Annotated in this window: 21 protein-coding genes; 14 read left to right on the top strand and 7 right to left on the bottom strand. The window is 71.1% G+C overall.

Going from position 1 to position 26,112, the window contains the following annotated elements; genetic code table 11:
• Positions 1–12 precede the first annotated feature (12 nt).
• The gene (locus PV734_RS28110) at positions 13–771 is read right to left on the bottom strand and encodes a TIGR03089 family protein (RefSeq protein WP_319096847.1); all 759 of its coding nucleotides are present in this window, start codon (positions 769–771) and stop codon (positions 13–15) included.
• Between the two features lie 120 nt (positions 772–891).
• Here PV734_RS28110 and PV734_RS28105 point away from each other — a divergent pair, with 120 nt between their 5' ends.
• Both PV734_RS28105 and PV734_RS28100 read left to right on the top strand, forming a co-directional pair.
• Entirely contained in the window at positions 892–2,382 is a 1,491-nt protein-coding gene (locus PV734_RS28105; RefSeq protein WP_319292561.1) for a peptidoglycan recognition protein, read from the top strand.
• A 106-nt stretch (positions 2,383–2,488) separates the two neighbouring features.
• Entirely contained in the window at positions 2,489–3,571 is a 1,083-nt protein-coding gene (locus tag PV734_RS28100) for an NDP-sugar synthase (RefSeq protein WP_319096849.1), read from the top strand.
• Between the two features lie 165 nt (positions 3,572–3,736).
• Here PV734_RS28100 and PV734_RS28095 read toward each other — a convergent pair whose 3' ends face one another.
• From PV734_RS28095 to PV734_RS28080, 4 genes are all read right to left on the bottom strand, one after another.
• Positions 3,737–4,711: a DNA-3-methyladenine glycosylase 2 family protein gene (locus PV734_RS28095; protein ID WP_319292560.1), complete on the bottom strand. Its 975-nt coding sequence runs from the start codon at positions 4,709–4,711 to the stop codon at positions 3,737–3,739.
• A gap of 94 nt (positions 4,712–4,805) precedes the next feature.
• Entirely contained in the window at positions 4,806–6,086 is a 1,281-nt protein-coding gene (locus PV734_RS28090; RefSeq protein ID WP_415924275.1) for a coenzyme F420-0:L-glutamate ligase, read from the bottom strand.
• A 320-nt stretch (positions 6,087–6,406) separates the two neighbouring features.
• Positions 6,407–7,366 (bottom strand): 2-phospho-L-lactate transferase, encoded by a 960-nt coding sequence (cofD, locus tag PV734_RS28085; protein WP_319096852.1) that lies wholly within the window; start codon positions 7,364–7,366, stop codon positions 6,407–6,409.
• Between the two features lie 70 nt (positions 7,367–7,436).
• Complete coding sequence (locus PV734_RS28080) at positions 7,437–7,931, bottom strand: cysteine dioxygenase family protein (RefSeq protein ID WP_319096854.1); 495 nt, start codon at positions 7,929–7,931, stop codon at positions 7,437–7,439.
• Positions 7,932–8,671: 740 nt separating this feature from the next.
• Here PV734_RS28080 and PV734_RS28075 point away from each other — a divergent pair.
• The 3 genes from PV734_RS28075 to PV734_RS28065 all read left to right on the top strand — a co-directional run bounded on the left by PV734_RS28075 (position 8,672) and on the right by PV734_RS28065 (position 14,301).
• On the top strand, positions 8,672–8,935 hold the full coding sequence (locus PV734_RS28075; protein ID WP_010034659.1) for a WhiB family transcriptional regulator: 264 nt from the start codon (positions 8,672–8,674) through the stop codon (positions 8,933–8,935).
• A 204-nt stretch (positions 8,936–9,139) separates the two neighbouring features.
• Positions 9,140–12,811: a glycosyltransferase family 2 protein gene (locus PV734_RS28070; protein ID WP_319292559.1), complete on the top strand. Its 3,672-nt coding sequence runs from the start codon at positions 9,140–9,142 to the stop codon at positions 12,809–12,811.
• Positions 12,808–14,301: a DUF5719 family protein gene (locus PV734_RS28065; RefSeq protein WP_319292558.1), complete on the top strand. Its 1,494-nt coding sequence runs from the start codon at positions 12,808–12,810 to the stop codon at positions 14,299–14,301. Before PV734_RS28070 ends, PV734_RS28065 begins: the two co-directional genes overlap by 4 nt.
• A gap of 62 nt (positions 14,302–14,363) precedes the next feature.
• On the opposite strand, the gene PV734_RS28060 is transcribed toward PV734_RS28065, so the two are convergent.
• Positions 14,364–14,813: a metallopeptidase family protein gene (locus PV734_RS28060; protein ID WP_319292691.1), complete on the bottom strand. Its 450-nt coding sequence runs from the start codon at positions 14,811–14,813 to the stop codon at positions 14,364–14,366.
• Between the two features lie 316 nt (positions 14,814–15,129).
• Here PV734_RS28060 and PV734_RS28055 point away from each other — a divergent pair, with 316 nt between their 5' ends.
• From PV734_RS28055 to PV734_RS28020, 8 genes are all read left to right on the top strand, one after another.
• A complete protein-coding gene (locus tag PV734_RS28055) occupies positions 15,130–15,552 on the top strand; it encodes a DUF3499 domain-containing protein (protein WP_319096889.1) in 423 nt (140 codons plus the stop codon).
• Between the two features lie 340 nt (positions 15,553–15,892).
• Entirely contained in the window at positions 15,893–17,260 is a 1,368-nt protein-coding gene (locus PV734_RS28050) for a phosphomannomutase/phosphoglucomutase (protein WP_319292557.1), read from the top strand.
• Positions 17,261–17,473: 213 nt separating this feature from the next.
• Complete coding sequence (locus PV734_RS28045) at positions 17,474–17,644, top strand: Trm112 family protein (protein WP_020940431.1); 171 nt, start codon at positions 17,474–17,476, stop codon at positions 17,642–17,644.
• Positions 17,645–17,673: 29 nt separating this feature from the next.
• Entirely contained in the window at positions 17,674–18,813 is a 1,140-nt protein-coding gene (locus PV734_RS28040) for an SIS domain-containing protein (protein WP_319096858.1), read from the top strand.
• A 45-nt stretch (positions 18,814–18,858) separates the two neighbouring features.
• Positions 18,859–20,010 carry a mannose-6-phosphate isomerase, class I gene (gene manA, locus PV734_RS28035; protein ID WP_319096859.1) on the top strand — a complete coding sequence of 384 codons (1,152 nt, stop codon included), beginning with the start codon at positions 18,859–18,861 and terminating at the stop codon, positions 20,008–20,010.
• Positions 20,011–20,184: 174 nt separating this feature from the next.
• Entirely contained in the window at positions 20,185–21,162 is a 978-nt protein-coding gene (locus tag PV734_RS28030) for a cation diffusion facilitator family transporter (protein WP_319096860.1), read from the top strand.
• A 271-nt stretch (positions 21,163–21,433) separates the two neighbouring features.
• Positions 21,434–22,891: an adenosylhomocysteinase gene (ahcY, locus tag PV734_RS28025; RefSeq protein ID WP_319096861.1), complete on the top strand. Its 1,458-nt coding sequence runs from the start codon at positions 21,434–21,436 to the stop codon at positions 22,889–22,891.
• Positions 22,892–23,052: 161 nt separating this feature from the next.
• Positions 23,053–23,670 carry a hypothetical protein gene (locus PV734_RS28020; RefSeq protein WP_319292556.1) on the top strand — a complete coding sequence of 206 codons (618 nt, stop codon included), beginning with the start codon at positions 23,053–23,055 and terminating at the stop codon, positions 23,668–23,670.
• On the opposite strand, the gene PV734_RS28015 is transcribed toward PV734_RS28020, so the two are convergent.
• Entirely contained in the window at positions 23,667–24,602 is a 936-nt protein-coding gene (locus PV734_RS28015; protein ID WP_319292555.1) for an RDD family protein, read from the bottom strand. The genes PV734_RS28020 and PV734_RS28015 overlap by 4 nt on opposite strands.
• Before the next feature lie 130 nt (positions 24,603–24,732).
• Between PV734_RS28015 and PV734_RS28010 the strand changes: the two genes are divergently transcribed.
• Positions 24,733–25,740: a stage II sporulation protein M gene (locus PV734_RS28010; protein WP_319096865.1), complete on the top strand. Its 1,008-nt coding sequence runs from the start codon at positions 24,733–24,735 to the stop codon at positions 25,738–25,740.
• Positions 25,741–26,112: the final 372 nt, after the last annotated feature.

Here is a 26,112-nt window from a genome sequence, read left to right as displayed (position 1 = left end):
CCGTCTATCCGTCTATCCGCGGCGCGTAGCCGTGACGCGCTCGTCCTCCACCCGCTTGGCCACCACGCCCTCGTCCGCCCGCTCAAGATGCCTGCACAGCACCACGGACCCCCCGGTCGCGAGAGGCGAGTACAACCCCGCGCTGACTCCGTCCCACGTGTCGTAGCCCAGGCCCGACAGCAACCGCGACCCGGGCCCCGTGAGCCCCAACTCGACCGCGTCCGCCCGCGCCCGTTCGACGACCTCCGCACCCGTGAGCTGCGCCCCGGCCACGATCAGTGCGGGCGCCTCCGGGTCGACGGGCGCGTACGGCGCGAACCGGTCGCCCTGCCCCGGCACCTCCACCGCGTAGTCGGCGAAACCGGCCGGAGCCTGTGGGAACCGCCCGCCCAACGGCCGCAGCGCGAGCGCGATCCGCTCGCCGGAACACGCGCGCGCCGCGTCCAGCGTGTCCGGCCCGCTGACGACGATGTCGGCGGCGCCGGGCTCGCCCGCCAGGTCGGCGACGACACCCACCGACGAACACGCCAGCAGCCACACCGCCGTCTGCCAGTGCGCGGGCAGCAGCAGCGCGACCCGGTCACCGGGTTCGGCGGACAACTCGCCCTGGAGGAGATTCGCGGTCTTGGCCACCCAATTGGCGAAGGTGGCCACGGACAATTCGACACGTTCACCCGTGGCGTCGTCGTAGAAGGTCACCAGGGGGCGCGCGGGGTCCGCGGCGAGCGCGGAACGCAGCAGGTGGGCAGGGGTGCGGTCGGTGGCGTTCACCCGCGCAAGAGTACGCAGGAGCGCGCGCGGCCGTGGGCCGGGGCAGCCCTGCGGAGCCACCGGTTCGGGTGAACGCGCCGGACTGTCCGTCAGTTCATCGTTGGACAGGTATGTATGACTATGTCCAGGATCAGGGGCATGCGTGGATACCTTTCTTCTTCCATCGGCGTCGTATGTGCAACAGCCCTGGCGCTTCCGCTGACCCTGCCCGCAACCCCGGCTTCGGCCTCGGCGAGACCCGCCGAGACGCGACCGGCGACAGAGGCCCCCGCAGTCCCTGTGGCCGCCGCTGCGCCGGCCGTCCCCGGCAGCACCCAGTCGCTCCCGCTCGCCCCCCGCCCCGGTGACCGTACGCTCGGCCCGGCCGCCGAACAGGGCCTGTACCGTCCGGACGTACGGCACTTCTCGCTGGTCGGTGTCATCTGGGACAACCCGGACACCGAGCTGTACGGCAAGGTCCAGGTCCGCACCCGGGAGGCCGCCGGCGGTCACTGGTCCGGCTGGCAGGACGTCGAGACCCACAACCACGAGCACTCGGCCGACCCCGACACCGCCGAACGCGTCTCGGGCCGGGTCCGTGGCTCCACGGCCCCGCTGTGGGTGGGCGACTCGGACGGCGTCGAGGTGCGCGTACGGGCGGACGGCGAGGGCCGCGCCTCGGAGACTCGTTCCCCCCTTCCCGCAGGTATGCGCCTCGAACTGGTGGACCCAGGCATGGCGCCCGCCGACCCCGCAGGACAGCCCGCCCGCACCACGGAACCGACGGGACAGACAGGACAGCCGGGACAGGAAGGGCAGGAAGGGCAGACGGGATCGAGGGGAACGACGGAGACCGAGTACGCCACCGCGTCCGCGCGGTCGGCCGCTGAGTCGGCCGCGGCCAACGGGGACCTCGCCCCTCTGGGCGCGACCGAGATCCCGGCACTGGACAGGCAGCGGACCGAAGAGGAGGCGCTGACCCTGCGGGGACAGGAGGCCCGGCCGGAAGAGCGACAGGTGACGCCGTACATCGGCCCGCGCCCGCGGATCGTGACCCGGCGCGGCTGGGGTGCGGACGAGGGCCTGCGTGAAAGCGGCTTCGTCTACACGAAGACGGTGAAGGCGGCCTTCGTGCACCACACGGCCTCGGGCAACAAGTACTGGTGCTCGGAAGTCCCCTCCCTCATCCGCAGCATCTACCGCTACCACGTGGAAAGCAGCGGCTGGCGGGACATCGGCTACAACTTCCTCGTCGACCGGTGCGGAAACATCTACGAGGGGCGGGCCGGCGGTGTGGCGAAGCCGGTGATGGGCGCGCACACGCTCGGCTTCAACACCAACAGCATGGGAATCGCCGTCCTCGGAACTTTCGTCGACTCCAAGCCGTCCAAGCGGGCAGTGGGTGCGATCGCCCGGCTCACCGCCTGGAAGCTCGGTCTGTTCGGGGGCAATCCGAACGGAAAGACATACCTGACGTCAGGTGGTGGGAATCTGTACCCAAAGGGAAAGAACGTACGACTGAACGTGATCTCCGGCCACCGGGACGGCTTCGCCACCGAGTGTCCGGGCCGACTGCTCTACGGGAGGCTCGGCTCGGCGCGCAAGTCGGCGGCCGCGTACCAGGGGCGCTGAGCACCTTCAGCGGGCCACCGGAGTTCGGTTCTGCATACAAACGGTCTGCATACACTGGCCGGCCGAACGACGTTCGGTCGGTCCCGGCAGGAAGCAGAGACGACAGGTGACAGAAGCGATCCTCCTGGTCGGCGGCAAGGGCAGCCGACTGCGTCCGCTCACCGTGCACACCCCGAAGCCGATGGTCCCGGCCGCCGGTGTCCCCTTCCTCACGCACCAGTTGGCGAGAGCGAGAGCGGCGGGGGTGGAGCACATCGTCCTGGCGACCTCCTACCTGGCTGAGGTCTTCGAACCGCACTTCGGTGACGGCTCGTCGCTCGGCCTCCATCTGGAGTACGTCACCGAGGACGAACCCCTCGGCACGGGCGGCGCGATCCGCAACGTGGCCTCGCGTCTGCACTCCGCTCCCGACGACCCGGTCCTCGTCTTCAACGGCGACATCCTCACCGGCCTGGACATCAGGGCACTGGTACGCACCCACGAGTCGACGTCGGCGGACGTCTCGCTCCACCTCACCCGGGTGACGGACCCCAGGGCCTACGGCCTCGTCCCCACCGACGAAACCGGCCGGGTGACGGCGTTCCTCGAGAAACCCCAGACCCCCGAGGAGATCGTCACCGACCAGATCAACGCGGGGGCGTACGTCTTCCGCCGCTCGGTCATCGACACGATCCCGGCGGGCCGCCCGGTCTCGGTGGAAAGAGAAACGTTCCCTGAACTCCTCTCCATCGGCGCACACCTCCAGGGCCTGGTCGACTCGACGTACTGGCTGGACCTCGGCACCCCGGCGGCCTTCGTCCGCGGCTCGGCGGACCTCGTCCTGGGCCGGGCCCCGTCCCCCGCGGTGCCCGGCCGCTGCGGCGACCGGCTGATCCTCCCCTCGGCCCGGGTGGCCCGCGACGCCAAGCTGACCGGCGGCACGGTGGTGGGCGAGGGCGCGTTCGTGGCGGAGGGGGCACGCGTCTCGGGCAGCACGATCCTGGCGGGCGCGGTGGTCGAACCGGGCGCGGTCATCACCGACTCCCTGATCGGTACGAGGGCCCGCGTCGGCGAACGCTCGGTCCTCACCGGCACGGTGATCGGCGACGGCGCCATCATCGGCGCCGACAACGAACTGAGGGAGGGCGTACGGGTCTGGTGCGACGCCAGAATCCCAGCGGGGGCGCTCCGCTTCTCGTCGGACCAGTAGCCAACGCAGGGGCCGGCCCCCCTTCCAACCCCGGCCCGCACACTCAGCCCGTCCGGCGTTTGAGGACGAGGCCCGTTCAGGGCCGTTGGGGGGTCTGGGGGCGCAGCCCCCAGGTCGAGGATGGGACGGGTAGGGGCGGCGGGGGCGAGAAACCGCCCCGCCGCCTCAAAGCCGCCCGATATCCCCCTTGCGCATACGCGGCGCCCGCCTCCCCGGCGTACGCCCACTCAGCAGAATCAACCGAGCCGCCCGATGCCGCTGCCCCGCATACGGCTCCAGCAACGACAACATCACCTCGTCATCCGCGTCCCGATCCCCCGCCAGCGCGAACCCGACGATCCCCGGCAGATGCAGATCCCCCACAGTCACCGCGTCCGCCGCCCCATGACTCCGCTGCACCACCTCCGCCGAGGTCCACGGCCCCACCCCCACAACCAGCTCCAACCGAGCCCGCGCCCGCTCCGGATCCAGCGCCACAGCCTCCTCCAGCCGCGCCGCGACCCGAACCGCCCGCAGAATCGTCGACGCCCGCTTGTTGTCGACCCCTGCCCGATGCCACTCCCAGGACGGAATCAGCGCCCAGTCCCGAGCCGCGGGCACAACGAACAACCCTTGGGGAACCTCTGGACCTACAGGCCCAGGAGCCGGCTCCCCGAACTTCCGTACGAGCAACCGCCAAGCCCGATACGCCTCGTCGGTCGTGACCTTCTGCTCCAGTACGGACGGAATCAGCGACTCCATGACCAGGCCGGTCCGCGTCAGCCGCAACCCGGGGCGCCGATGCCGTGCGAGCGCGACAATCCGGTGCCGAGGCGCGAACGCCTCGGGGTCGTCGGCCGCCCCCAGCAACTCGGGCAACTGTTCCAGCAGCCACTCGGCCCCGGGCCCCCACGCCTCCCCCCGGACCACCCCGTCCCGCAGTGCGACCCGCAAGGTCCCGGGCCCGGCGGGCGTACGGCAGGCCCGCCACACCGACCCGTCCGGCGCCGCCCGGAACGTGGGATCGCCCGGCCCCCGCCGCAACGGCCCCAGCACCAGCCCGAGGTCGAGCGCCACCCCGGGCACCCAGGTCCGCGTCCGCCCCGGCGCGTCAGCCTGCCTCGGCACCCCACCGGGCACGGCGACATGCCCACCCCGCACAGTCGTACGAGTGGGCAGGGAAGGCTGGGAAGGCCGAGAAGCAAACAAAGCGAACCCTCTGAACTGAATAGGACAGAACCCCTACGGAGTCAGCTCACCGAACCTCAATAAACGCCCCCGCATCCCGATCCACCCGAGCCCGCGGCGCCTCCGCCGGATGCCCGACCGCGACCGCCCCCATCGGATCCCACCCCGCGGGCAGCGCCAGTACCTCCCGCACGACATCCCGGCAGAACATCGTCGACGACACCCACGCCGACCCGAGCCGCTCCCCGGCCAGCGCGACGAGGAAGTTCTGCACCCCGGCCCCGGTAGCCACCACGAACATCTCCCGTTCGGCAGCGTCCCGCCGGGCGTCGCCGTACGTGTGCGACCCGTCCATCACCAGACAGGGCACCACCAGACAGGGCGCCCCCCGCAGCACATCCCCACGCCGCACCCGCTTCTCGACGGACGCCTCGCTCTTCCCGTCCCGCCGCAGATCCGCGATCCAGGCGTCCCGCATCGCGTCGAGCAGCTCGGTCCGCGACCGCTCGGACTCCAGCAGTACGAAGCGCCAGGGCGTCGTGTGATGCGGAGCGGGAGCGGTCACCGCTGCGGCGACCGCGCGCCGTACCGCACCGGGGTCGACGGGCTCGTCCGTGAAGGCCCGTACCGTACGCCGCTGGGTCACGGCCTCCCGTACGGCCTCCGACGTACCGAGCCGGAACATGTCGTCGCGGGCGTCGCGCACCAGGTCCCGCGCCCCCGACCCGTCGGGGTCATCGCCCTCGACCACCACATGCGGCAGTCCGCGCACGACGGCGACGGGCAGCCCCGAGGCCTTGCCCTTGACGAGATCCCCGGCGGCGGCCAGCTCATCGGCGGTCGCCACGACCGTCGCGGAGAGCGGGTTGCCGTAGGCGTCCGTGCCCCCGCGCAGATCGTCGAGCACACGTACGCCCGCGGCGCCGATCGCCACGTCCGTGAGCCCCGCGCGCCACGGTCGCCCGAAGGTGTCGGTCACGACGACGCCGATGTTGACGCCCAGCGCGTCCCTCAGACCGTCCCGGACCGCACGCGCGGACGCGTCGGGATCCTCGGGCAGCAACAGCACTGTCCCTGAGGGCGTGTTGGAGGCGTCGACGCCGGCCGCGGCCATCACCAGCCCCTGCCGGTTCTCCACGATGCGCAGGGCTCCGCGGCGGGCGACGACCCGCACGGTCTCGGCGTCGATGGCGGCCTCCCGGTCCGCCGCCATGACGACGCGTCCCTCGGCCTTGGACACGATCTTCGACGTGACGAGCAGCACGTCCCCGTCGAGCAGCCCGGGCTCAGCGGCGGCGATGAGCTTCGAGAGATCGTCCCCGCGCTGTACCTCGGGCAGCCCACCCACGGCCCAGACCCGATACCCGCCCCCCGAACCAACACCACCGTCAGAGGCGCCCGGACCCCGACCGCCCTTCCCTTGGACTCTGTCGTCAGGGACGCCTGGGACCCGCCCACCCTCGCCCTGGACTCCGTCGCCAGGGGCGCCCGGAACCCGACCGCCCTCCCCTCGGACTCCGTCGCCAGGGGCGCCCGGAACCGAACCGCCACCGCCCTGGACTCCGCCGTCAGAGGCGCCCGGGACCCGCCCGCCCTCGCCGCCGACTGCCCCCTCAGAGGCGCCCCCGACCGGACCGCCCCCGCCACCCGCACCGGAAAACTCGCCGTTCACGCGCCCCGCACCTCCTCCGCCAGTGCCAGCGCCTCGCGCGCCATCTGCGCCGACGCGTCCACGTCCGTCATCATCAGCGGCACGGCACGGCAGCGGATGCCCGCCGACTCCACCCGCGCCACCGCGCCCGCGTCGACCGTGTCGACGAGCCAGCCGTCCAGCAGCCCGGAGCCGTAGTGCTCGGCGACGGCCGCCGCCGTGGACTCCACGCCCACCGCCGCGAGCACCTTGTCGGCCATCCCGCGCACGGGCGCGTCCCCGACGATGGGGGAGAGGCCCACCACGGGCACCCCGGCCTCGGCGATCGCCTCGCGGATCCCGGGCACGGCCAGGATCGTGCCGACGGACACGACCGGGTTGGACGGCGGGAAGAGGATCACATCGGCGTCGGCGATCGACTCCAGGACCCCCGGCGCCGGCTTCGCCTGCTCCGCGCCGACCGGCACGATGGCCTCGGCCGGAACGGAGGCCCGCAGCCGCACCCAGTACTCCTGGAAGTGGACGGCCTTGCGCTCGCCGTCCACCTCGACGGCGACATGCGTCTCCACGCGGTCGTCGGACATCGGGATGAGCCGCACCCCTGGCTTCCACCGGTCGCACAGCGCCTCGGTGACGGCGCTCAGCGGATAACCCGCGCCGAGCATCTGCGTCCGCACGATGTGCGTGGCGAAGTCCCGGTCGCCGAGACCGAACCACTCCGGCCCGACGCCGTACGCCGCGAGCTCCTCCTTCAGATGGAAGGTCTCGTCGGTCCGCCCCCAGCCCTGCTCCTCGTTGATGCCGCCGCCGAGGGTGTACATCACCGTGTCGAGGTCGGGGCAGACCTTCAGCCCGAAGAGGTGAATGTCGTCCCCGGTGTTGCCGATGACGGTGATGTCGGCGTCAGGCACGGCCCGCTGAAGACCGCGCAGGAACCGGGCACCGCCGATGCCGCCTGCCAGAACCACAATGCGCATGCCGCCAAGTCTTGCAGGCGGGTACGACAACGCGTCGACCGGTCGTCGAGCCGTGGACGGGGGCCCGCCCTCAGCCGGTCACGGCCGCCGCCGGCGCGCAGCGCGCCGCGTGCATCGGCATCTCCGTCAGGCCCGGGAAGTAGACGTGCAGGCTCACGGCCGGTTCAAGGGTGTCGTTGACCACCTCGTGCACGTAACCGGGCGCGAACGCCCTCTGCGCACCTGCCCGCAACGCGCGCGTGCCGCGCTCCGTCCGCTCGGTCAGCTCCCCGTCCAGGACGGTCAGGACGCCCGACGAACCGCCGTGGTCGTGCGGCCCGCTGCCCTGCCCGGGAACCCACGACAGCAGCCACACCTCGTATCCCGGGCCGGTGCGCAGCCGGTGGTACCAGCGCGACGTCGCGTCGTACTGGACGAGGTGCTCCCACTGCGAGCGGTCCCCGGCGATGGCGCGGGCCAGACCGACGAAGTCGGCGACGGTGGCCGGGTGCTCGCGCGGGGCCTGGAGAAGGTGCGGTACTTCGAGGATGTCGCCGGCGATCTGGAGGTCGCTGTCGCTGTTCATGGAGTGCGGAGGTCCTCGGCGGGAGAAGTGTGGGGGTTGGCTGGGTGTCGCGTACCGTCCGCCCGGGTCGCGGGCGGGAAAGGCATCGCCCTGATGTGGGCTTCGAGGGAGCAGCAGCCGAGTCGCGGTGGACTCAGAGGCAGCCGGAGCGCGTTGGGCTCAACAGCTGGAACAGCGACAACAGCTACAGCGAGCAGCACCGAGGGACCGCGCAAGGCGGGTCGAGGTGAGTGCCGGGTTCGCGAGCATGCCCACAAGGACACCGGTTCACACCTGCACTGTCAACTCGACACCCGGTATGTGGGACGAGTTTCACCACATCCGGTCCATCTCGAAGGTGAAAGGTTTGTGCGTCTGCCCCCGGGGACACATGGCGCACAACCGGGCGTACGGACCCCACCGCGACCCAGTGATCCGCAGGCGACCCGCAGGCGGTCCGATGTGATCCGGTTCGCTTCGGCGCGTATGTCGGAACGAGATCGAACTTCTGGGCGTCATCCCCTGTACAAGCTGCGCGCGGGGGTAGTCGCCCTCCAGGGGCCTCTTCTGCCCTGTCAAGGTTTATGCCGATTTGAACACTTTCCGCATGGCCTTGGTTCCGCAGAGTGAATAAGGGGCCCAATAGCAGATCTCAGCTTGACTCGCCCGGAGCAGCACACTTGTAATTTCACTCGTGTCGTTCGGCCGATATCGGTTGACGGCAACCTCACGGGGACGCGAAAGACAGACGAGGGGCGCACATGACCGAGACGGTGCAGCAACTGCTGGTCGACGACGCGGACGAGGAACTCGGCTGGCAGGAGCGCGCACTGTGCGCCCAGACCGACCCCGAGTCCTTCTTCCCCGAGAAGGGCGGCTCGACCCGCGAGGCCAAGAAGGTCTGCCTCGCCTGCGAGGTCCGCTCCGAGTGCCTTGAGTACGCCCTCGCGAACGACGAACGCTTCGGTATCTGGGGCGGCCTGTCCGAGCGCGAACGCCGTCGGCTGAAGAAGGCCGCCGTCTGAGACGTACGGCACCGGGTTCCACGTAAGCGACACGCACGCAACGCACGACGCAACACAGCGAACGGCCCGTCGCGGGTGGTTGTCCACAGGCGGCGGGCCGCCGTGCTGCCCAGCCGATAGTGTGGCTGCTCGTCCGAGACGCCCCGCCGCTCACACAGGGCACAGGCGTCCACCGCAGTCCACCGAACCGGGGCCCGTACCTCGATGTCCGCGCACAGCCACACGGCAGCCGACTACGGCACTGCCACCACGCCCGAGTTCCCGCGTCACGTGGTGACCGCGGTACTCGTCTCCCACGACGGCGCCCGCTGGCTGCCCGAGGTGCTCGCCGGGCTGCTCGGGCAGGAGCGCCCGGTGCAGAACGTCATGGCGGCCGACACCGGTAGCGCGGACCACTCCGCCCGACTGGTCACCGACGCCCTCGGCGCCGACCGCGTCCTGCACCTCGCCCGCCGCACCGGCTTCGGCCAGGCGGTCGAGGAGGCCAACCGCACCGCGCCCGTCCTCACCCCGGACGAGCTGACGTACCTCAAGCGCCCCAGCGGCTGGGACCCCGTCACCCGCAGCTGGCGCGACGACGCGTACGACATGCCGGAGCTTCCCCACGGGGAACCGGTGCAGTGGCTCTGGCTGCTCCACGACGACTGCGCCCCCGACCCGGACGCGCTGGCCCAACTGCTGCGGGTCGTGGAGAGCGAGCACGAACTGGGCCGCGACGACATCGCGGTCGTCGGCCCCAAACTGCGCGGCTGGTACGACCGCAGACAACTCCTCGAAGTCGGTGTGACCATCGCCGACTCCGGCCGCCGCTGGACCGGCCTGGACCGCCGCGAGCAGGACCAGGGCCAGCACGACCACGTCCGCCCGGTGCTCTCCGTGTCCACCGCGGGCATGCTCGTACGGCGCGACATCTTCGACGAACTCGGCGGCTTCGACCGCCGGCTGCCCCTGATGCGCGACGACGTCGACCTGTGCTGGCGCGCCACCACCGCCGGCCACCGCGTCCTCGTCGCCCCCGAGGCGGTCGTACGGCATGCCGAGGCGTCCTCCCGCGAGCGCCGCACCGTCGACTGCGTGGGCCGTACCTCCGCGTCCCCGCACAAGGTCGACAAGGCCGGCGCCGTCTACACCCTGCTCGTCAACAGCCGTACGGCGCAGCTGCCCTGGGTGCTGCTGCGGGTGATCCTCGGCACGATGGTGCGCATGGTGGCGTACCTCGTCGGCAAGGCCCCCGGACAGGCCGTCGACGAGATCCGCGGCCTCCTGGGCACTCTGCTGCGGCCCGAGCGGATCATCGCCGGACGCCGCCGACGAGGTGTTTCCCAGATCGACAAGGGCGAGCTGCGAGCCCTGTTCCCGCCGCCCGGCGCGACCGTGCGGGCCACCATCGAACAGGTCGCGGGCGACCTCCTCGGCCGCTCCGACCCCGAAGTCACCTCCGGCGCCGGCCGGCACGGCAACGCCGTGGAGTCCGGGCCCGGCGGCGACGACGCCGACTTCCTCGAGGTCGAGCAGTTCGTCCGCCTCAAGCGCATCGCCCGCAAGCCCGGGCCGGTGCTCTTCCTCGTACTCCTGCTCGTCTCGCTCGTCGCCTGCCGCGAACTGCTCGGCGGCGGTGCCCTCGCGGGTGGCGCCCTGCTGCCCGCCCCGGCAGACTCCGCCGACCTGTGGGCGCGCTATCTGGACGCCTGGCATCCGGTGGGCGTGGGCGACACCTCGTCTGCACCCCCCTATCTGGCGCTCGTCGCGATGCTCGCCTCCACCTTGTTCGGCTCGGCGGGCCTCGCGGTCACCGTCCTGCTGATCGCCTCGGTGCCGCTGGCCGGCTTCACCGCGTACTTCGCCTCCCGTCCGCTCGTCGAATCACGGCTCCTGCGCGCGTGGGCGGCCGTCGTCTACGCCTTCCTGCCCGCCGCCACCGGCGCCCTCGCCGGCGGCCGGATCGGCACCGCCGTACTCGCCGTCCTGCTGCCCCTGATGGCCCGCGCGGGCGTCGCGGCAAGCGGCCTCACGCATGCGTCGGGAGCGCGCGGCAGCTGGCGCGCCACCTGGGCGTACACGCTGCTCCTGACGGTCACCACCGCCTTCACACCGATCGTGTGGCCCATCGCCCTGCTGCTCGGCCTCGCGCTCCTCGTCGTACGGCGAGGCGAGATCACCGCCTACGGGCTGCGCTTCCTGGCCCAGTTCGGTGTGCCCCTGCTGGTCCTCGCCCCCTGGTCGCTGTCCCTGCTCCCGTTCGGCTTCTTCCAGGAAGCCGGCCTGGAGTACGGGTCCGGCGCCGCCGGCGCCCTCGACCTCCTCAGCGCCAGCCCGGGCGGCCCCGGCACGGTCAGCGGGCTGATGCTCATCGGCATCGTGCTGGCCGCACTGGCCGCCCTGCTGCGCACCGAGCGCCAGTTCGGCATCTGGACCGCCTGGACGGTGGCCCTGGTGGCGCTAGTCTTCGCGGTCCTCTCGAACGCTTCGACGTGGGCCGGACCCGCCACCCTCGTCTACGGCCTCGCCCTGCTGGCCGCCGCCGCGCTCGGTGCCGACGGGGCACGCTCGCGCGTGGCCGAGCAGAGCTTCGGCTGGCGTCAGCCGGTCGCCGCCCTGATCGCGTTCGCCGCCGCGGCGGGCCCGCTGCTCCTGGCCGCCGGCTGGATGATCCGCGGTGCCGACGGGCCACTGGAACGGCGCGACCCGGTCCAGGTGCCCGCGTTCGTCGCCGAGGAGAGCGGCACCCGCGACCAGGCCCGCACCCTGGTCCTGGCCAGCGACTCCACCGCCCGTGTCGGCTACACCCTCGTCCGCGGCTCCGGTGCCCGCCTCGGCGACGGCGAACTCGCCGCCCAGAGCGGCGAGAACGCGTTGCTGGACAAGGTCGTCGCCAACCTCGTCGCCGGCTCAGGCGCCGACCAGGCCGACGAACTCGGCGGCTTCGCCGTGCGCTACGTCCTCGTCCACCGGGGAGCCCCACGCCAGATCAGCCGCGTCCTGGACGCCACACCCGGCCTGAGCAGGCTCAGCCAGCAGGACGGCGGCGCGCTGTGGCGCGTCGACCAGGAGGTCTCCCGCGCCGCCATCGTCCCGGCGTCCGGCTCCGGCGCCGCCCAGCCCGTCGCCGCGGGCCCCGTCGACATCCACACCACGATCCCGGCCGGCTCCGGCAGCCGTGTCCTGCGCCTCGCCGACTCCGTCGACGAGGCCTGGACGGCCACGCTGGACGGCGAACCACTCACCCCCACCACCCTCGACGGCTGGGCCCAGGGCTTCGAGCTTCCCTCCTCCGGAGGGAAGCTGGACGTCACCTTCGACACCCCGATCGGCCACACCGCCTGGCTGTGGACCCAGGGCGCGCTCGCCGTCGTCCTCGTCGTCATGGCCCTGCCGGGCCGACGCCGGGACGTCGACGACGACCTGCCCGAGGAAGAGATCGAGATCCCCGCCCAGACAGCCACAGGCGACGGCCGCCGAGCCCGCCGCCTGCGCGCCCAGGCGGACGCCGACCAGGCCGAACAGACCGACGAACAGGCCGGGTTCCCCGCCGACACCAGCTCCCCTCCGCCTCCGGAGGAGGCCCCGGCCGGGATTCCGCAACAACAGCCGTACGGCGACGAATGGAACACCGCGGCCTACCCGGGCGCGCAGTACGACGGCTACAGCGCCGACCAGTACCAGAACGCCCAGCAGTACCCGCCGGGCACCTACGACCCGGCGTACCAGGGGGATCCGTACCAGAACGGCCAGTACGACCCGTACGCGTACGGCGGTTCGCCGGAGACGACGGCGTACGACCAGACGTACACCCAGGGTTACGACCCCGCGTACGACCCGGCGCAGCCACAGCAGCCCCACCCACAGGGTGAGCGCCCCGACGGGAGCCAGCAGTGAACCGCACCACCATCTCCCTGATCGCCGGCACGACCGTGCTCGTCGCCGTCACCGGGTTCGCCTCGGTCCACACGCCGGACGCGGCCGACGCGGGCACGGCGAAAGCAGCCGCCCAGCTCCCCGTGGAGCGCACGAGCCTGCTCTGCCCGGCTCCCAGCACGTCCGACCTCGCGGAGACGACCTACACGTCCTTCACTCCCGTCACGAAGGGCACCGGGAGCGGCGGCAAGGCCGAACTGGCCGCGGCCACCGCGCAGTCGGCGCCCGGAGCGAAGGGGAAGGGCAAGGCGAAGACGGTCAAGCCCGTCCTCACCCCCAAGGAGCCCGGCAAGCCCGCCACCGGGGACACCTCGGGCGGTGACTCGCCCGCGCTCGTCGGCACCGCCGAGGGGAAGTTCGCGCCGGGCTGGACCGTGCAGGAGACCACCGAGGTCGCCGCGGGCACCGGACGCGGTCTGCTGGGCGTCAACTGCACCGTCCCGGACACCGAGTTCTGGTTCCCGGGCGCCAGCACCGCCGCAGGCCGCACGGACTACGTGCACCTGACCAATCCGGACGACTCCGCCGCGGTCGTCGACATCGAGCTGTACGGCAAGGACGGCAGCCTCAAGTCCGAGGTGGGCGAGGGCATCACGGTTCCGCCGCACGGCAGCGAGCCGATCCTGCTGTCCACGCTCACCGACGGACCGCAGCCCGACCTCACGGTGCACGTGAGCGTCCGCAGCGGCCGGGTCGGCGCCGCCGTCCAGGCCCTGGACGCCAAGACCGGCGGCGACTGGCTGAGCGCGTCGACCGAGCCGGCGGGCAGCCTGGTCCTGCCGGGCATCCCCAAGGACGCCACCGCCGTACGCCTGATCGCCTTCACGCCCAGCGACAGCGACGCCGACCTGAAGGTCCGCCTCGCTTCCCCGACCGGCCTGATCACCCCGGTCGGCAACGAGACGATGCACATCAAGGCGGGCATGACGGCCGCAGTCGACCTCGGTGACCTCACGCGCGGGGAGGCGGGCTCCCTGGTTCTCACCCCGACCGGCACGTCGGTGCCGTTCGTCGCCGCCCTGGAGGTCGTACGCGGCAAGGGTGCCAAGCAGGAGACCGCTTTCATCCCGGCCACGGGCCCGGTCTCCGCGCGTGCGACGGTCGTCGGCAACACCGCCAAGGGCACCACGCTCTCCCTGACCGCCCCCGGGGGCGCCGCCGAGGTCAAGGTCACGGCGTCCGCGGGCAGCGAGGGCGGTACAGCGGCGACAAAGACGTACACGATCAAGGGCGGCACCACCCAGGACGTCGAACTCCCCGTCCCGGCCGGCCTGAAGGGTACGTACGCGCTGACGGTCGAACGGGTCTCTGGGGGAGACGTCTACGCCTCCCGGACCCTCGCGGCCCCGGCGGAGGGCATCCCGGCGTTCACCATCCAGACGCTGCCGGACGACCGGGGCACGGTGGCGGTACCGGACGCGGAGCAGGATCTGTCGGTTCTGCAGAAGTGACCGACGGGAGAACGTGATGGACGAACGGAAGCGATCGCCCCGGGGAGGGGCGATCGGCTCTGTCATTCCTCGCCGTACCGCGGGTCCACGGTGTCCGGGGTGAGTCCGAGCAGTTCGGCGACCTGCTCGACCACGACCTCGTGGACCAGGGCCGCGCGTTCGTCGCGGCCCTTGGTCCGGATCTCGACCGGGCGGCGATAGATCACCACGCGCGCGGGGTGCCCCTCACGGGCGGGAATCGTGCCCCCCAGGGGGACTGCCTCCTCGGCCCAGGCCTCGGGCGGTCCTTCGAGCTGGGGCACTTCGAGGACCAGGAAGTCGAAGTCCGAGAGCTGCGGCCACCGGCGCTCCAGCCGCTCCACGGAGTCCTGCACCAGATCCGCGAACGCCTCGGCACGGCTCGCGGAGAGCGGAACCTGCGGCGGCGCCACGGGGCCGCGCATGCCACGGCCGTGGCGATCACGGCGGCGAGGCCCGGGGCCTGCGGCTCGGGGCGGTACGGGGTTGTCCATCACTGACGAAGCGTAGTCCCCGCGACCGCCGCACGGGTGCCGGGCACGCTGCGTGGGTCGGCGTCGCCGATCGGCATCACCCGAGGCCAACCGCCCGCCGCCGGACTGACACAGGATGATCATTCAAGCCAAGGTTGGGCTCGATTTCGCACGTCCGCAGGCGGGGGAAATCGGGGCAATTGGCATGGTTTTTACCAACTAAGGATCGATATCAGGGCTGTTCGGTATCTCGTTACCCGATGTCGCCCCAGGTCAACGAGTTGTCCCGGAAGACCCGTGTGGGCGGTTTCACACCACGACACGGGAGAGTGGCCTGCTGGGGAGTCGTCGCGGCCCGCTCAAGAGTGCGGTACCGTCCAACGTCGTGAGCCCTGTACGTCGCTGTTCGCGCACCGCTTGCGGCCGTCCGGCCGTCGCGACGCTGACGTACGTCTACGCCGACTCGACCGCGGTCCTCGGCCCCCTCGCGACCTATGCCGAACCCCACTGCTACGACCTGTGCGCCGAGCACTCCGCACGCCTCACCGCGCCACGCGGCTGGGAGGTCGTCCGACTTCTCGACGCCTCCGCTCCCGCGCGCCCCAGTGGGGACGATCTGGAAGCGCTTGCCAACGCGGTCCGTGAAGCGGCCCGTCCGCCGGAGCGGGCGGCCGACGCCGGTGGCAGGGCACGCACCGCGGACCCGCGCGAGGTCGCTCGCCGCGGACACCTGAGAGTCCTGCGCTCACCGGACAACTGAGCCCATCCGCAAGGAGAGTGGCGCGGGCGGGTCGGCTGTGACACCGCCCCGAGACACCTGCCCGGTCGGTCGGCTGCCGGACATCGCGAGTGCCCGATTCCCCGCCTCCGGCCACGGTTTCCCGCCACGGTCTCCCGCAACTCGCCGACGCCAAAGCCGCCTTGACGCGCACGGGCGCCTCGACGGCCGTCCCCGGGGCCGGCGGCCGGCACCTCCCGGCCCGGACGGCCTTCGCGGCACGGGCGTGCACCCGGGCGTACGGGAGAAGCGCCGTACAGCGGGGATGTCAGTGCGGGCGGGTAGTTTGGGGCGACCGATGGGACTTCAAGATGGGGTGGCCGTGACCGCAGATCTGTCGCAGCTCGTGAAGGCGTACGACGTACGCGGTGTGGTCCCGGACCAGTGGGACGAGCCGCTGGCGGAACTGCTCGGCGCCGCTTTCGTCCAGGTGACCGGGGCGGACGCGATCGTGATCGGGCACGACATGCGGCCCTCGTCGCCCGGCCTGTCGCGGGCCTTCGCGCGCGGAGCGGCGGCACGCGGCGTCGACGTGACCGAGATCGGCCTGTGCTCCACGGACCAGCTCTACTACGCGTCGGGCGCCTTCGATCTGCCCGGCGCCATGTTCACCGCCTCGCACAACCCGGCCCAGTACAACGGCATCAAGATGTGCCGGGCGGGCGCCGCACCGGTCGGCCAGGACACGGGCCTCACCGACATCCGTGAACTGGTCGAATCCTGGCTGGACTCGGGCACACCGGAACCGCGGCCCGTGACCCCGGGAACGATCACACAGCGGGACACGTTGGAGGACTACGCGGCGCACCTCCGCTCGCTCGTCGACCTGACCTCCGTCCGCCCCTTGAAGGTCGTCGTCGACGCGGGCAACGGCATGGGCGGGCACACGGTCCCGACGGTCTTCGCCGGCCTGCCCATCACCCTCGTCCCCATGTACTTCGAGCTGGACGGCACCTTCCCGAACCACGAGGCCAACCCGCTCGACCCGGCCAACCTCGTGGACCTCCAGAAGCGTGCCCGCGAGGAGAACGCCGACCTGGGCATCGCCTTCGACGGCGACGCGGACCGCTGTTTCGTGGTCGACGAACACGGCGACCCGGTCTCGCCGTCGGCGATCACGGCCCTGGTGGCCTCCCGTGAACTCGCCCGCAACGGCGGTTCCGGCACGGTGATCCACAACCTGATCACGTCCTGGTCGGTCCCGGAGGTCGTCCGCGAACAGGGCGGCACACCGGTACGCACGCGCGTGGGCCACTCCTTCATCAAGGCGGAGATGGCACGCACGGGCGCGATCTTCGGCGGCGAGCACTCCGCGCACTACTACTTCAAGGACTTCTGGAACGCCGACACGGGCATGCTGGCCGCCCTGCACGTCCTCGCCGCGCTCGGTGGCCAGGACGGCCCCCTGTCGGCCCTCGTCGCCCAGTACGACCGGTACGCCGGCTCCGGCGAGATCAACTCCACGGTGGCCGACCAGACAGGCCGCCTGGCCGCGATCAGGGCGGCGTACGAGGGCCAGGAAGGCATCGCAATCGACGAGTTGGACGGCCTGACGGTCACCGCGGCGGACTGGTGGTTCAACGTCCGCCCGTCCAACACGGAACCCCTGCTCCGCCTGAACGCGGAGGCCCGAGACGAGGCGACGATGACAAAGATCCGGGACGAGGTCCTGGCCGTCATCCGAGGCTGACCGGCACCCTTCAGCCCGTCCGGCGTTTGAGGACGAGCGCTTTCGGTGCGAAGGGGGGCCTGGGGGCGCAGCCCCCAGGTTCGGGATGGGACGGGTAGGGGCGGCGGGGGCGAGACAACCCCACCCCACCCACCCCCGTCCACCCCCGACACCCCGCCCCCCACGGCGGTACCCTGACCAGGCCACATCAGCGCACCCCCGAAGGGACACCACATGCCGCTCGAAGCCGGCCTCCTGGAGATCCTCGCCTGCCCGGCCTGCCACGCTCCCCTCAAGGAGCAGGACGCCGAGCTGATCTGCACCGGTCAGGACTGCGGTCTGGCGTACCCCGTCCGGGACGGAATCCCCGTACTGCTCGTCGACGAGGCCCGCCGCCCCGCGTAAGCCCGCCCCGGCGATCGGAGGTGCCACCCATGCTCGACGAATCGCTGCTCGACGCCCCCGAGGCGTTGGCGGACGCAGACCGCCGCGGCCTCCTGCGCGGTGCGGCCGAAGCGGGCGCCCGCGTCCGCACCGCCGCCCGCCACGCGGCAGAGGCGGGCATCAACAACCTGAAACCGGACGGCCGCCCCCGCGCCGTCCTGATCGCGGGCCCCGGCGCCGCCGCGACCTGCGTCGCCGACCTCCTCGGCACCCTCGCCGGCGCGGCCAGCCCCGTCACCCGTCTGGCCCCCACCGGCGTCGCCCCCGCGGCAGGCGCCCTGCGCTGGGAGCTGCCGGGCTGGGCCGGCTCCGTGGACCTGCTCCTGATCGCGACCCCCGACGGCACCGAACCGGGCCTGTCCCTGCTCGCCGAGCAGGCGTACCGCCGCGGCTGTACGGTCGTCGCCGTCGCCCCCGACGGCACCCCGCTCACCGAGACGGTGCAGGGCGCGGCCCACGGCCTGTTCGTACGGATGGCAACCGCCCCCTACGACCATCGGGAGGCGGACCAGCCGCCCGCCGCGTCCGCATCCGGCGTCCTGTGGGCGCTGCTCACCCCGCTGCTGGCCCTCCTCGACCGCACCGGCCTGCTCAGCGCCCCGCCGGACGCGCTGGAGAAGGTCGCCGACCGCCTCGACCACATCGCCGAACGATGCGGCCCGACCGTCGCGACGTACAGCAATCCGGCCAAGACGCTCGCCGTCGAACTGACGGACAGGCTCCCGGTGATCTGGACGGAGGGGACGTCGGCCGGGCCCGTGGGCCGCCGGTTCGCCGCAGCCCTCGCCGAACTCGCCGGCCGCCCCGCGCTCGCCGCCGAACTCCCCGAGGCGCTCGCCGCGCACGGCGCCCTGCTCGCGAGTCGGCTCGCCGCCGGCGCCGACCCCGACGACTTCTTCCGCGACCGCGTGGACGAGGCACCCGCCCTGCACGCGCGCGTGGTCCTGCTCCGCGATCGCCCCACCGGCGGCCTCAGTGCCGCCCCCGCCGCCCGCGAACTCGCCATCGGCCACGACACGGCGATCAGCGAGCTCGAACCGGAGGAAGGCGCCGAACTGGAGACCCTGGCGGAACTGATCGCCACCACGGACTTCGCGGCGGTGTACCTCGCACTGACCGCCGGCACCTGACCCTGATCCTCACCCACTTCTCCATCTGCACGCAGAAAGACCGGTATGGACCGCCTCGACAACACCATCCGCCCCTATGCCTGGGGTTCCACCACCGCCATCGCGGAACTCCTCGGCATCGAGCCGACCGGTGAACCCCAGGCGGAGATGTGGATGGGCGCCCACCCCGGCGCCCCCTCGCGCACCGGACGCGGCACGCTCGTCGAGGTCATCGACGCGGACCCGCAGGGCGAACTCGGCGCGGCGGCCGTCGCCAAGTTCGGCCCCCGCCTCCCCTTTCTCCTCAAGATCCTCGCGGCCGGAGCCCCCCTCTCCCTCCAGGTGCACCCCAACCTCGCCCAGGCGAAGGAGGGTTACGAGGACGAGGAAACCCGCGGGATTCCGGTCGACGCCGGACACCGCAACTACAAGGACGCCAACCACAAGCCCGAACTGATCTGCGCCCTCACAGAGTTCGACGGCCTGTGCGGCTTCCGCGACCCCTCGCAGACCGCCGACCTCCTGGCAGGCCTGGAGGTCGACTCCCTCAAGCCGTACGTCGACCTGCTGCGTGCCCACCCCGAGGAGGCGGCGCTGCGCGAGGTCCTGACGGCCGTACTCAGCGCCGACCGCGAGGACATGGCCCGCACGGTCACCGAGGCCGCGACCGCCTGCGCCCGCCTCGGCGGCGACTACGCCCCCTACGCGGACATCGCCCAGCACTACCCCGGCGACCCCGGCGTCATCGCCGCCATGCTCCTCAACCACGTCCGACTCCAGCCGGGCGAGGCCCTGTTCCTCGGCGCGGGCATCCCGCACGCCTACCTCAACGGCCTCGGCGTCGAGATCATGGCCAACTCCGACAACGTCCTGCGCTGCGGTCTGACCCCCAAGCACGTCGACGTCCCCGAACTCCTGCGCGTCGTCCGCTTCGAGGCGAGCGGCCCCGGCGTACTGCGCCCGGAGGCCTCCGCCGACGGCGAGGAGGTCTACGAGACGCCCATCGACGAGTTCCGCCTCTCCCGCCACGTCCTCCCGCAGAGCGCGCCCGCCCGCGACCTCACCCTCCCGACCCCGCAGATCCTGCTCTGCACCGCAGGCTCCGTCCGTACCGGAGACATCGAACTCGCCCCCGGCCAGTCCGTCTTCGTACCGGCGAACGAAAAGGCCGAGGTCTCCGGCTCCGGGACGGTGTTCCGGGCGACAGTCGTCGTCTGACACCAGCCGAAGCCCCGGCGACCGGAGACTGCCCGAGCGCATTCCGGGCACTGGTTGCCGGGGCCCGTGTGGCAGCCCGGCGGGTTGTTGTCGAAGAGGGCTGCGACAATGACCCACCGGCAAAGGGCGGGCAAAGCCCGGGACAGCGAACGTACGAAGGGACAACGCGAACACATGAGCGCGTCAGGCGGCACCAAGGCGATCGTGGCGGCACTCGGCGCCAACCTCGCGATCGCGGCAGCGAAGTTCGTGGCGTTCCTCTTCAGCGGTTCGTCGTCAATGCTCGCCGAGTCCGTGCACTCGCTCGCCGACTCCGGAAACCAGGGACTGCTCCTCCTCGGCGGTAAGAAGTCCCAGCGCGAGGCGACCCCCCAACACCCCTTCGGTTACGGCCGCGAGCGCTACATCTACGCCTTCCTCGTCTCCATCGTGCTCTTCTCGGTCGGCGGCATGTTCGCGATCTACGAGGGCTACGAGAAGATCAAGCACCCGCACGAGATCGAGCACTGGTACTGGCCCGTGGGCGTCCTCGTCTTCGCGATCATCGCCGAGGGCTTCTCCTTCCGCACGGCCATCAAGGAGTCCAACCCGCTGCGCGGCAACGAGTCCTGGAAGGACTTCGTCCGCCACGCCAAGGCCCCCGAACTGCCCGTCGTCCTCCTGGAGGACCTCGGCGCGCTCGTCGGCCTGGTCCTGGCCCTCGGCGGCGTCGGCCTCGCCCTCGCCACCGGCGACGGCGTCTGGGACGGCATCGGCACCCTCTGCATCGGCATCCTGCTCATCCTGATCGCCCTGGTGCTGGCCGTGGAGACCAAGTCCCTGCTGCTGGGCGAGGCCGCGGGCCCGGAAACGGTCGTCCGGATCGAGAAGGCGATCGTCGACGGCGACACCGTCACCGGCATCATCCACATGCGCACGCTCCACCTCGGCCCCGAGGAGCTTCTGGTCGCCGCCAAGATCGCCGTCCAGCACGACGACACCGCCGCCGAGGTGGCCACCGCGATCAACGCCGCCGAGTCCCGTATCCGCGCCGCCGTCCCGATCGCCCGTGTCATCTACCTGGAACCGGACATCTACAGCGACAAGGACGCCGCCAAGGGTCCCGACCGCGAGGCCACCCCGGGCGGCCCGGCCCAGCCCGCCGCCCACTGAGTTCCCCTCCGCTCGGTGCGGATATGTCCTGATGTGTTCGCGGGCGGACTGGGGACGGCCGGGCCGACAGGTGTAGCTTGGGACGGAGCCAGACGTCGCTGCTGATGGCGGTCGGGCGGTCCCACCGCGGACCGACCGAGGGAGAGAGGGCCTCCGACGGACTGCGCTGCGCGTACTCGGGCATGCCTGTGCCCTCTTCGGGCACCTCTGTGTCCGCCGCCGCGCAGTACAGCCGTACCCACCTCACCCCATCTCTGAGGAGCAGCCCGTAATGACGACTGTCGACAACCGACAGGACTTCAAGGTCGCCGATCTCTCCCTGGCCGAGTTCGGCCGCAAGGAGATCACCCTCGCCGAGCACGAGATGCCCGGCCTGATGTCGATCCGCCGTGAGTTCGCCGCCACCCAGCCGCTGGCCGGCGCCCGCATCATGGGCTCGCTGCACATGACCGTGCAGACCGCTGTCCTGATCGAGACCCTGGTCGCCCTGGGCGCCGAGGTCCGCTGGGTGTCCTGCAACATCTTCTCCACCCAGGACCACGCGGCCGCCGCCATCGCGGTAGGCCCGAACGGAACGCCCGAGAACCCGCAGGGCATCCCGGTCTTCGCCTGGAAGGGCGAGACCCTGGAAGAGTACTGGTGGTGCACGGAGCAGGCCCTGACCTGGCCGAACACCCCCACCGGCGGCCCGAACATGATCCTCGACGACGGCGGCGACGCCACCATGCTCGTCCACAAGGGCGTCGAGTACGAGAAGGCCGGCAAGGTCCCCTCGGCCGACACCGCCGAGTCCGACGAGCACCGCGTCGTCCTCGAACTCCTCGACCGCACGATCACCGAGGGTTCGCAGAAGTGGACTCAGGTCGCCTCGGAGATCCGCGGTGTGACGGAGGAGACCACGACCGGTGTCCACCGGCTGTACGAGATGCAGCGTGACGGCGCCCTCCTGTTCCCGGCGATCAACGTCAACGACGCCGTCACCAAGTCGAAGTTCGACAACAAGTACGGCTGCCGCCACTCCCTGATCGACGGCATCAACCGCGCCACCGACGTCCTCATCGGCGGCAAGACCGCGGTCGTCTTCGGCTACGGCGACGTGGGCAAGGGTTGTGCGGAGTCCCTGCGCGGACAGGGCGCCCGTGTCATCGTCACCGAGATCGACCCGATCTGCGCGCTCCAGGCGGCGATGGACGGCTACCAGGTCGCGACCCTCGACGAGGTCGTCGACAAGGCCGACATCTTCATCACCACGACCGGCAACAAGGACATCATCATGGCCTCGGACATGGCCAAGATGAAGCACCAGGCGATCGTCGGCAACATCGGCCACTTCGACAACGAGATCGACATGGCCGGCCTGGCCAAGATCCCGGGCATCGTCAAGGACGAGGTCAAGCCGCAGGTTCACACCTGGAAGTTCCCCGACGGCAAGGTCCTCATCGTGCTGTCGGAGGGCCGCCTGCTCAACCTGGGCAACGCCACCGGTCACCCGTCGTTCGTGATGTCCAACTCCTTCGCGGACCAGACCCTGGCCCAGATCGAGCTGTTCACCAAGCCCGACGAGTACCCGACCGACGTCTACGTGCTCCCCAAGCACCTCGACGAGAAGGTCGCCCGTCTCCACCTCGACGCACTCGGCGTGAAGCTGACGACGCTCCGCCCGGAGCAGGCCTCGTACATCGGGGTCGAGGTCGAGGGCCCGTACAAGCCGGACCACTACCGCTACTGAGCCGGCGCCCAGCCAGTGGTGAGCACGTCAGCGCACTGACGCGCTCACCACCAGCAGGACCTCCGAGGCAGGCCCCCGCACCCCCGTGCCGGGGGCCTGCCCCTTGCCGAGGCTCAGAGACCCGAAGTCTCCAGCGACAGTCCGAAAATCTCAGGACCCTCATGCCCCGCGGCCGTTATTCGCTTCACGATCCGCACGATCACACCCCTCTCGCAGAAGAACACTTCCACTGCGCCCCCGGCCCCTCCGGCTGGCGCTATGTCTCCCAACTGACCACACCCTCGGGCGACCACAGCGGCTCCGTCGACCTCACCCTCGACGACCTGGGCCGTCCGATCCGCCTCGAACTCCACGCGGCGAGCTGGCAGGTCCGTGGTGCCGCACTCGACGGTGTCACCTGGGTCCGCACCGATCCCACCGGCATGCACGCCACCGAAGGCAACGTCCCCGCCCATGCCTTCACCGGTACATCCCCCGCATTCCTGGTCGCCACCGCCCGTCTCCTGCGCCTCACCCCCTCCGCCGCCGCAACCCGCGTACGCCTCGTCGCCCTCACGGACCCGGTCCTCGCCCCCCGCACCGTGGACCAGTCCTGGGCCTTGGTGAAAAGAGAAGCACACGCCACTGACAACGACCCCCTGACAGTGGACGAATACCAGGTCACAGCCCTGGACACGGGGGAACGGCACGCCGTGCACATCGCCGGCGACGTGGTCCTGGCCGCACCGGGCATCGAGCTGGAACACCTGGAGTCCCCGCCGTCCACGTTCGCCGACTAGGCGGGCGGCGCGAACCCGCCGGAGGAACGGCGATCACTGGTCTCGCCCCGGTCCTGCGGCGCGGCCTCGGCGACCGGCACGGGGGCGGCGGCTTCGGCGGCCGCAGGATGGATACCCCAAGCCGGCGACTGCGGCACCGGAGCCCGAAACAACTGAGGCGCCCCCGGGCCGCCGCTCACCGGTGCGCTCCCGAACGCCCGCCGAGCCTCTCGTACCTGCCGCTCCTGCAGCACGGCCGCGAGATAGGCCGCAGGTGGAACATCCGGCGGCGCCGGAGTCCCCGTACGCGCCGCCACGTCGGACGCGAGCCGCTCGGCCATGGCCCAGCCCACCTGCGGATCCAGTTGCCGGATACGCGTCAGATACTGACGTACGGCCAGCCACAAGCCGTCGGGCACGGCCGACAGATCGAGCTCCGCGAACCGACCGGACAACCAGGGCGGTGGCGGAGGAACGAAAGCGGCCCGGCCGACGGGCACTCGCTCCCGTACGACGAGCGTGCCCGCGACGACATCACCGAGCCGCCGGCCCCGCGCCGAGACGAGCGAGGCGATACAGGCCACGACCCCGAACGTCATCAGAATCTCGACCACACCGACCGCACCCCGCACCAGAGCGTGCCGAAACCGGATCGGCCCCCCGTCGTCCCGCACCACCCGTAGACCACATGCCATCTTGCCGAGCGAACGGCCATGGCTGAGCGTCTCCACCGCGATCGGCGCACCCACCAGAACCAGAAGAAACGCGGCGATGGAGACAGCGACCTGCGCCGCCTCGTCCAGCGAGGCCGTGGATATGACCAGAACTACGGTCACGACGGTGTAGACCAGCCCGACCACAACAAGGTCCAGCAACACGGCAAGCGCCCTGCTGGGCAGTTTCGCGGGGCGCAACTCCAGCGCCACCGCCTCACCCGTAACCAGCTCACTCACGCCTGCCGTCCTTCCCCTGACCTGCCCATGGAACCGCCAGTCTGCCAAGCTGAAGGCGTATCGCGCCGCAGTACGACAAGCCGACACCGACGACGTGCAGTCGACGAACAGCCGAGGAGCAGGCAAAACGATGGACCTCGACGTCTTCGTCTCCGCCCACCGCGCCGAGTGGGACCGGTTGGACGCACTGCTGCGCCGCCAGCGCCGCCTCACCGGAGCCGAGGTGGACGAACTCGTGGCCCTCTACCAGCGCACTGCCACCCATCTCTCGCTCATCCAGTCGAGCGCGCCGGACCCCCAGCTCACCGGCCGGCTCAGCCAACTCGTGGCACGCGCGCGTAGCGCCGTGACAGGAACCCGCCGGGCGTCCTGGCGTGACGTCACCCGCTTCCTCACGCACGGCTTCCCCGCGGCGGTCTACCGATCACGCCATTGGTGGGTGCCCACCGCGCTCATCTCCACGGCGGTGGCGGTCCTCCTGGGCTGGTGGATAGGAACGCACCCCGAAGTGCAGTCCTCCATAGCGGCCCCCGACGACCTGAGCGCCCTCACCCGCCCCGGCGGCGAGTACGAGACGTACTACTCCAGCCACCCCGCCGCTTCCTTCGCCGCCCAGGTGTGGACGAACAACGCCCAGGCCGCCGCGATGTGCCTGGTCCTGGGAGTCTTCCTCTGTCTCCCGGTCATCTGGATCCTCTTCCAGAACATGCTCAACGTGGGTGTCGGCCTCGGTCTGATGTCCTCGGCGGGCCGGCTCGACACCTTCCTCGGCCTGATCCTGCCGCACGGCCTCCTGGAACTGACCGCGGTCTTCGTGGCGGCTGGTACGGGCCTGCGCCTCGGCTGGACAGTCATAGACCCGGGTCCGCGTTCCCGCCGCACGGCACTGGCGGAGGAAGGACGAGCAGCCCTGGGCATGGCGATAGGCCTGGCCCTGGTCCTCTTCGTCTCGGGCGCCATAGAAGGCTTCGTCACCCCGTCCGGCCTGCCCACCTGGGCCCGCATCACGATCGGCGTCGTCGCCGAACTGGCCTTCCTCGCCTACGTATATGTTCTCGGCGGTCGAGCGGCCCGCGCCGGCGAGACGGGTGACCTGGAAGCGGCCGAGCGCAGTGCCGTTGTCCCTGCGGCTGCCTGATGTGCGAACACGGCTGCCGGGCTGCTAGTCTCCTCTTCGCCCCACAAGAGCCGTTGACGCGGAGGTAGTGGGGAGGTAGATTAGAGCAGTTGCCTAGAGCCGGACAGGTTCGGTGGCGGCGGTGAAAATCTACTGGTTTCTCGAGAACTTGGATTCTTGAGGGCCACATCCCGATGAATCTCAGAAATGAGCAGCCGGTCAGTCCGGCCGAAAACTTCTGATAAAGTCGGAGTCGCCGGAAAGGGAAACGCGAAAGCGAAAACCTGGAAAGCGCCGAGGAAATCGGATACGGAAACGGTCTGATAGAGTCGGAAACGCAAGACCGAAGGGAAACTGCCCGGAGGAAAGCCTGAGAGAGTCTCTTGGGTGAGT

Origin of the sequence: Streptomyces sp. AK08-02, from assembly GCF_033795085.1 — a bacterium.
Classification (GTDB): Bacteria; Actinomycetota; Actinomycetes; order Streptomycetales; family Streptomycetaceae; genus Streptomyces; species Streptomyces echiniscabiei.
This window is presented reverse-complemented; position numbering and strand designations above follow the sequence as displayed.

Bases quoted from the DNA above. Each gene is read 5' to 3' on its own strand.
- PV734_RS28105 (WP_319292561.1), top strand. From the start codon at position 892: ATGTCCAGGATCAGGGGCATGCGTGGATACCTTTCTTCTTCCATCGGC.
- cofD (WP_319096852.1), bottom strand. From the start codon at position 7,366: ATGCGCATTGTGGTTCTGGCAGGCGGCATCGGCGGTGCCCGGTTCCTG.
- PV734_RS28080 (WP_319096854.1), bottom strand. From the start codon at position 7,931: ATGAACAGCGACAGCGACCTCCAGATCGCCGGCGACATCCTCGAAGTA.
- PV734_RS28075 (WP_010034659.1), top strand. From the start codon at position 8,672: ATGACCGAGACGGTGCAGCAACTGCTGGTCGACGACGCGGACGAGGAA.
- PV734_RS28070 (WP_319292559.1), top strand. From the start codon at position 9,140: ATGTCCGCGCACAGCCACACGGCAGCCGACTACGGCACTGCCACCACG.
- PV734_RS28060 (WP_319292691.1), bottom strand. From the start codon at position 14,813: ATGGACAACCCCGTACCGCCCCGAGCCGCAGGCCCCGGGCCTCGCCGC.
- PV734_RS28045 (WP_020940431.1), top strand. From the start codon at position 17,474: ATGCCGCTCGAAGCCGGCCTCCTGGAGATCCTCGCCTGCCCGGCCTGC.
- PV734_RS28040 (WP_319096858.1), top strand. From the start codon at position 17,674: ATGCTCGACGAATCGCTGCTCGACGCCCCCGAGGCGTTGGCGGACGCA.
- manA (WP_319096859.1), top strand. From the start codon at position 18,859: ATGGACCGCCTCGACAACACCATCCGCCCCTATGCCTGGGGTTCCACC.
- PV734_RS28030 (WP_319096860.1), top strand. From the start codon at position 20,185: ATGAGCGCGTCAGGCGGCACCAAGGCGATCGTGGCGGCACTCGGCGCC.
- ahcY (WP_319096861.1), top strand. From the start codon at position 21,434: ATGACGACTGTCGACAACCGACAGGACTTCAAGGTCGCCGATCTCTCC.
- PV734_RS28020 (WP_319292556.1), top strand. From the start codon at position 23,053: ATGCCCCGCGGCCGTTATTCGCTTCACGATCCGCACGATCACACCCCT.
- PV734_RS28010 (WP_319096865.1), top strand. From the start codon at position 24,733: ATGGACCTCGACGTCTTCGTCTCCGCCCACCGCGCCGAGTGGGACCGG.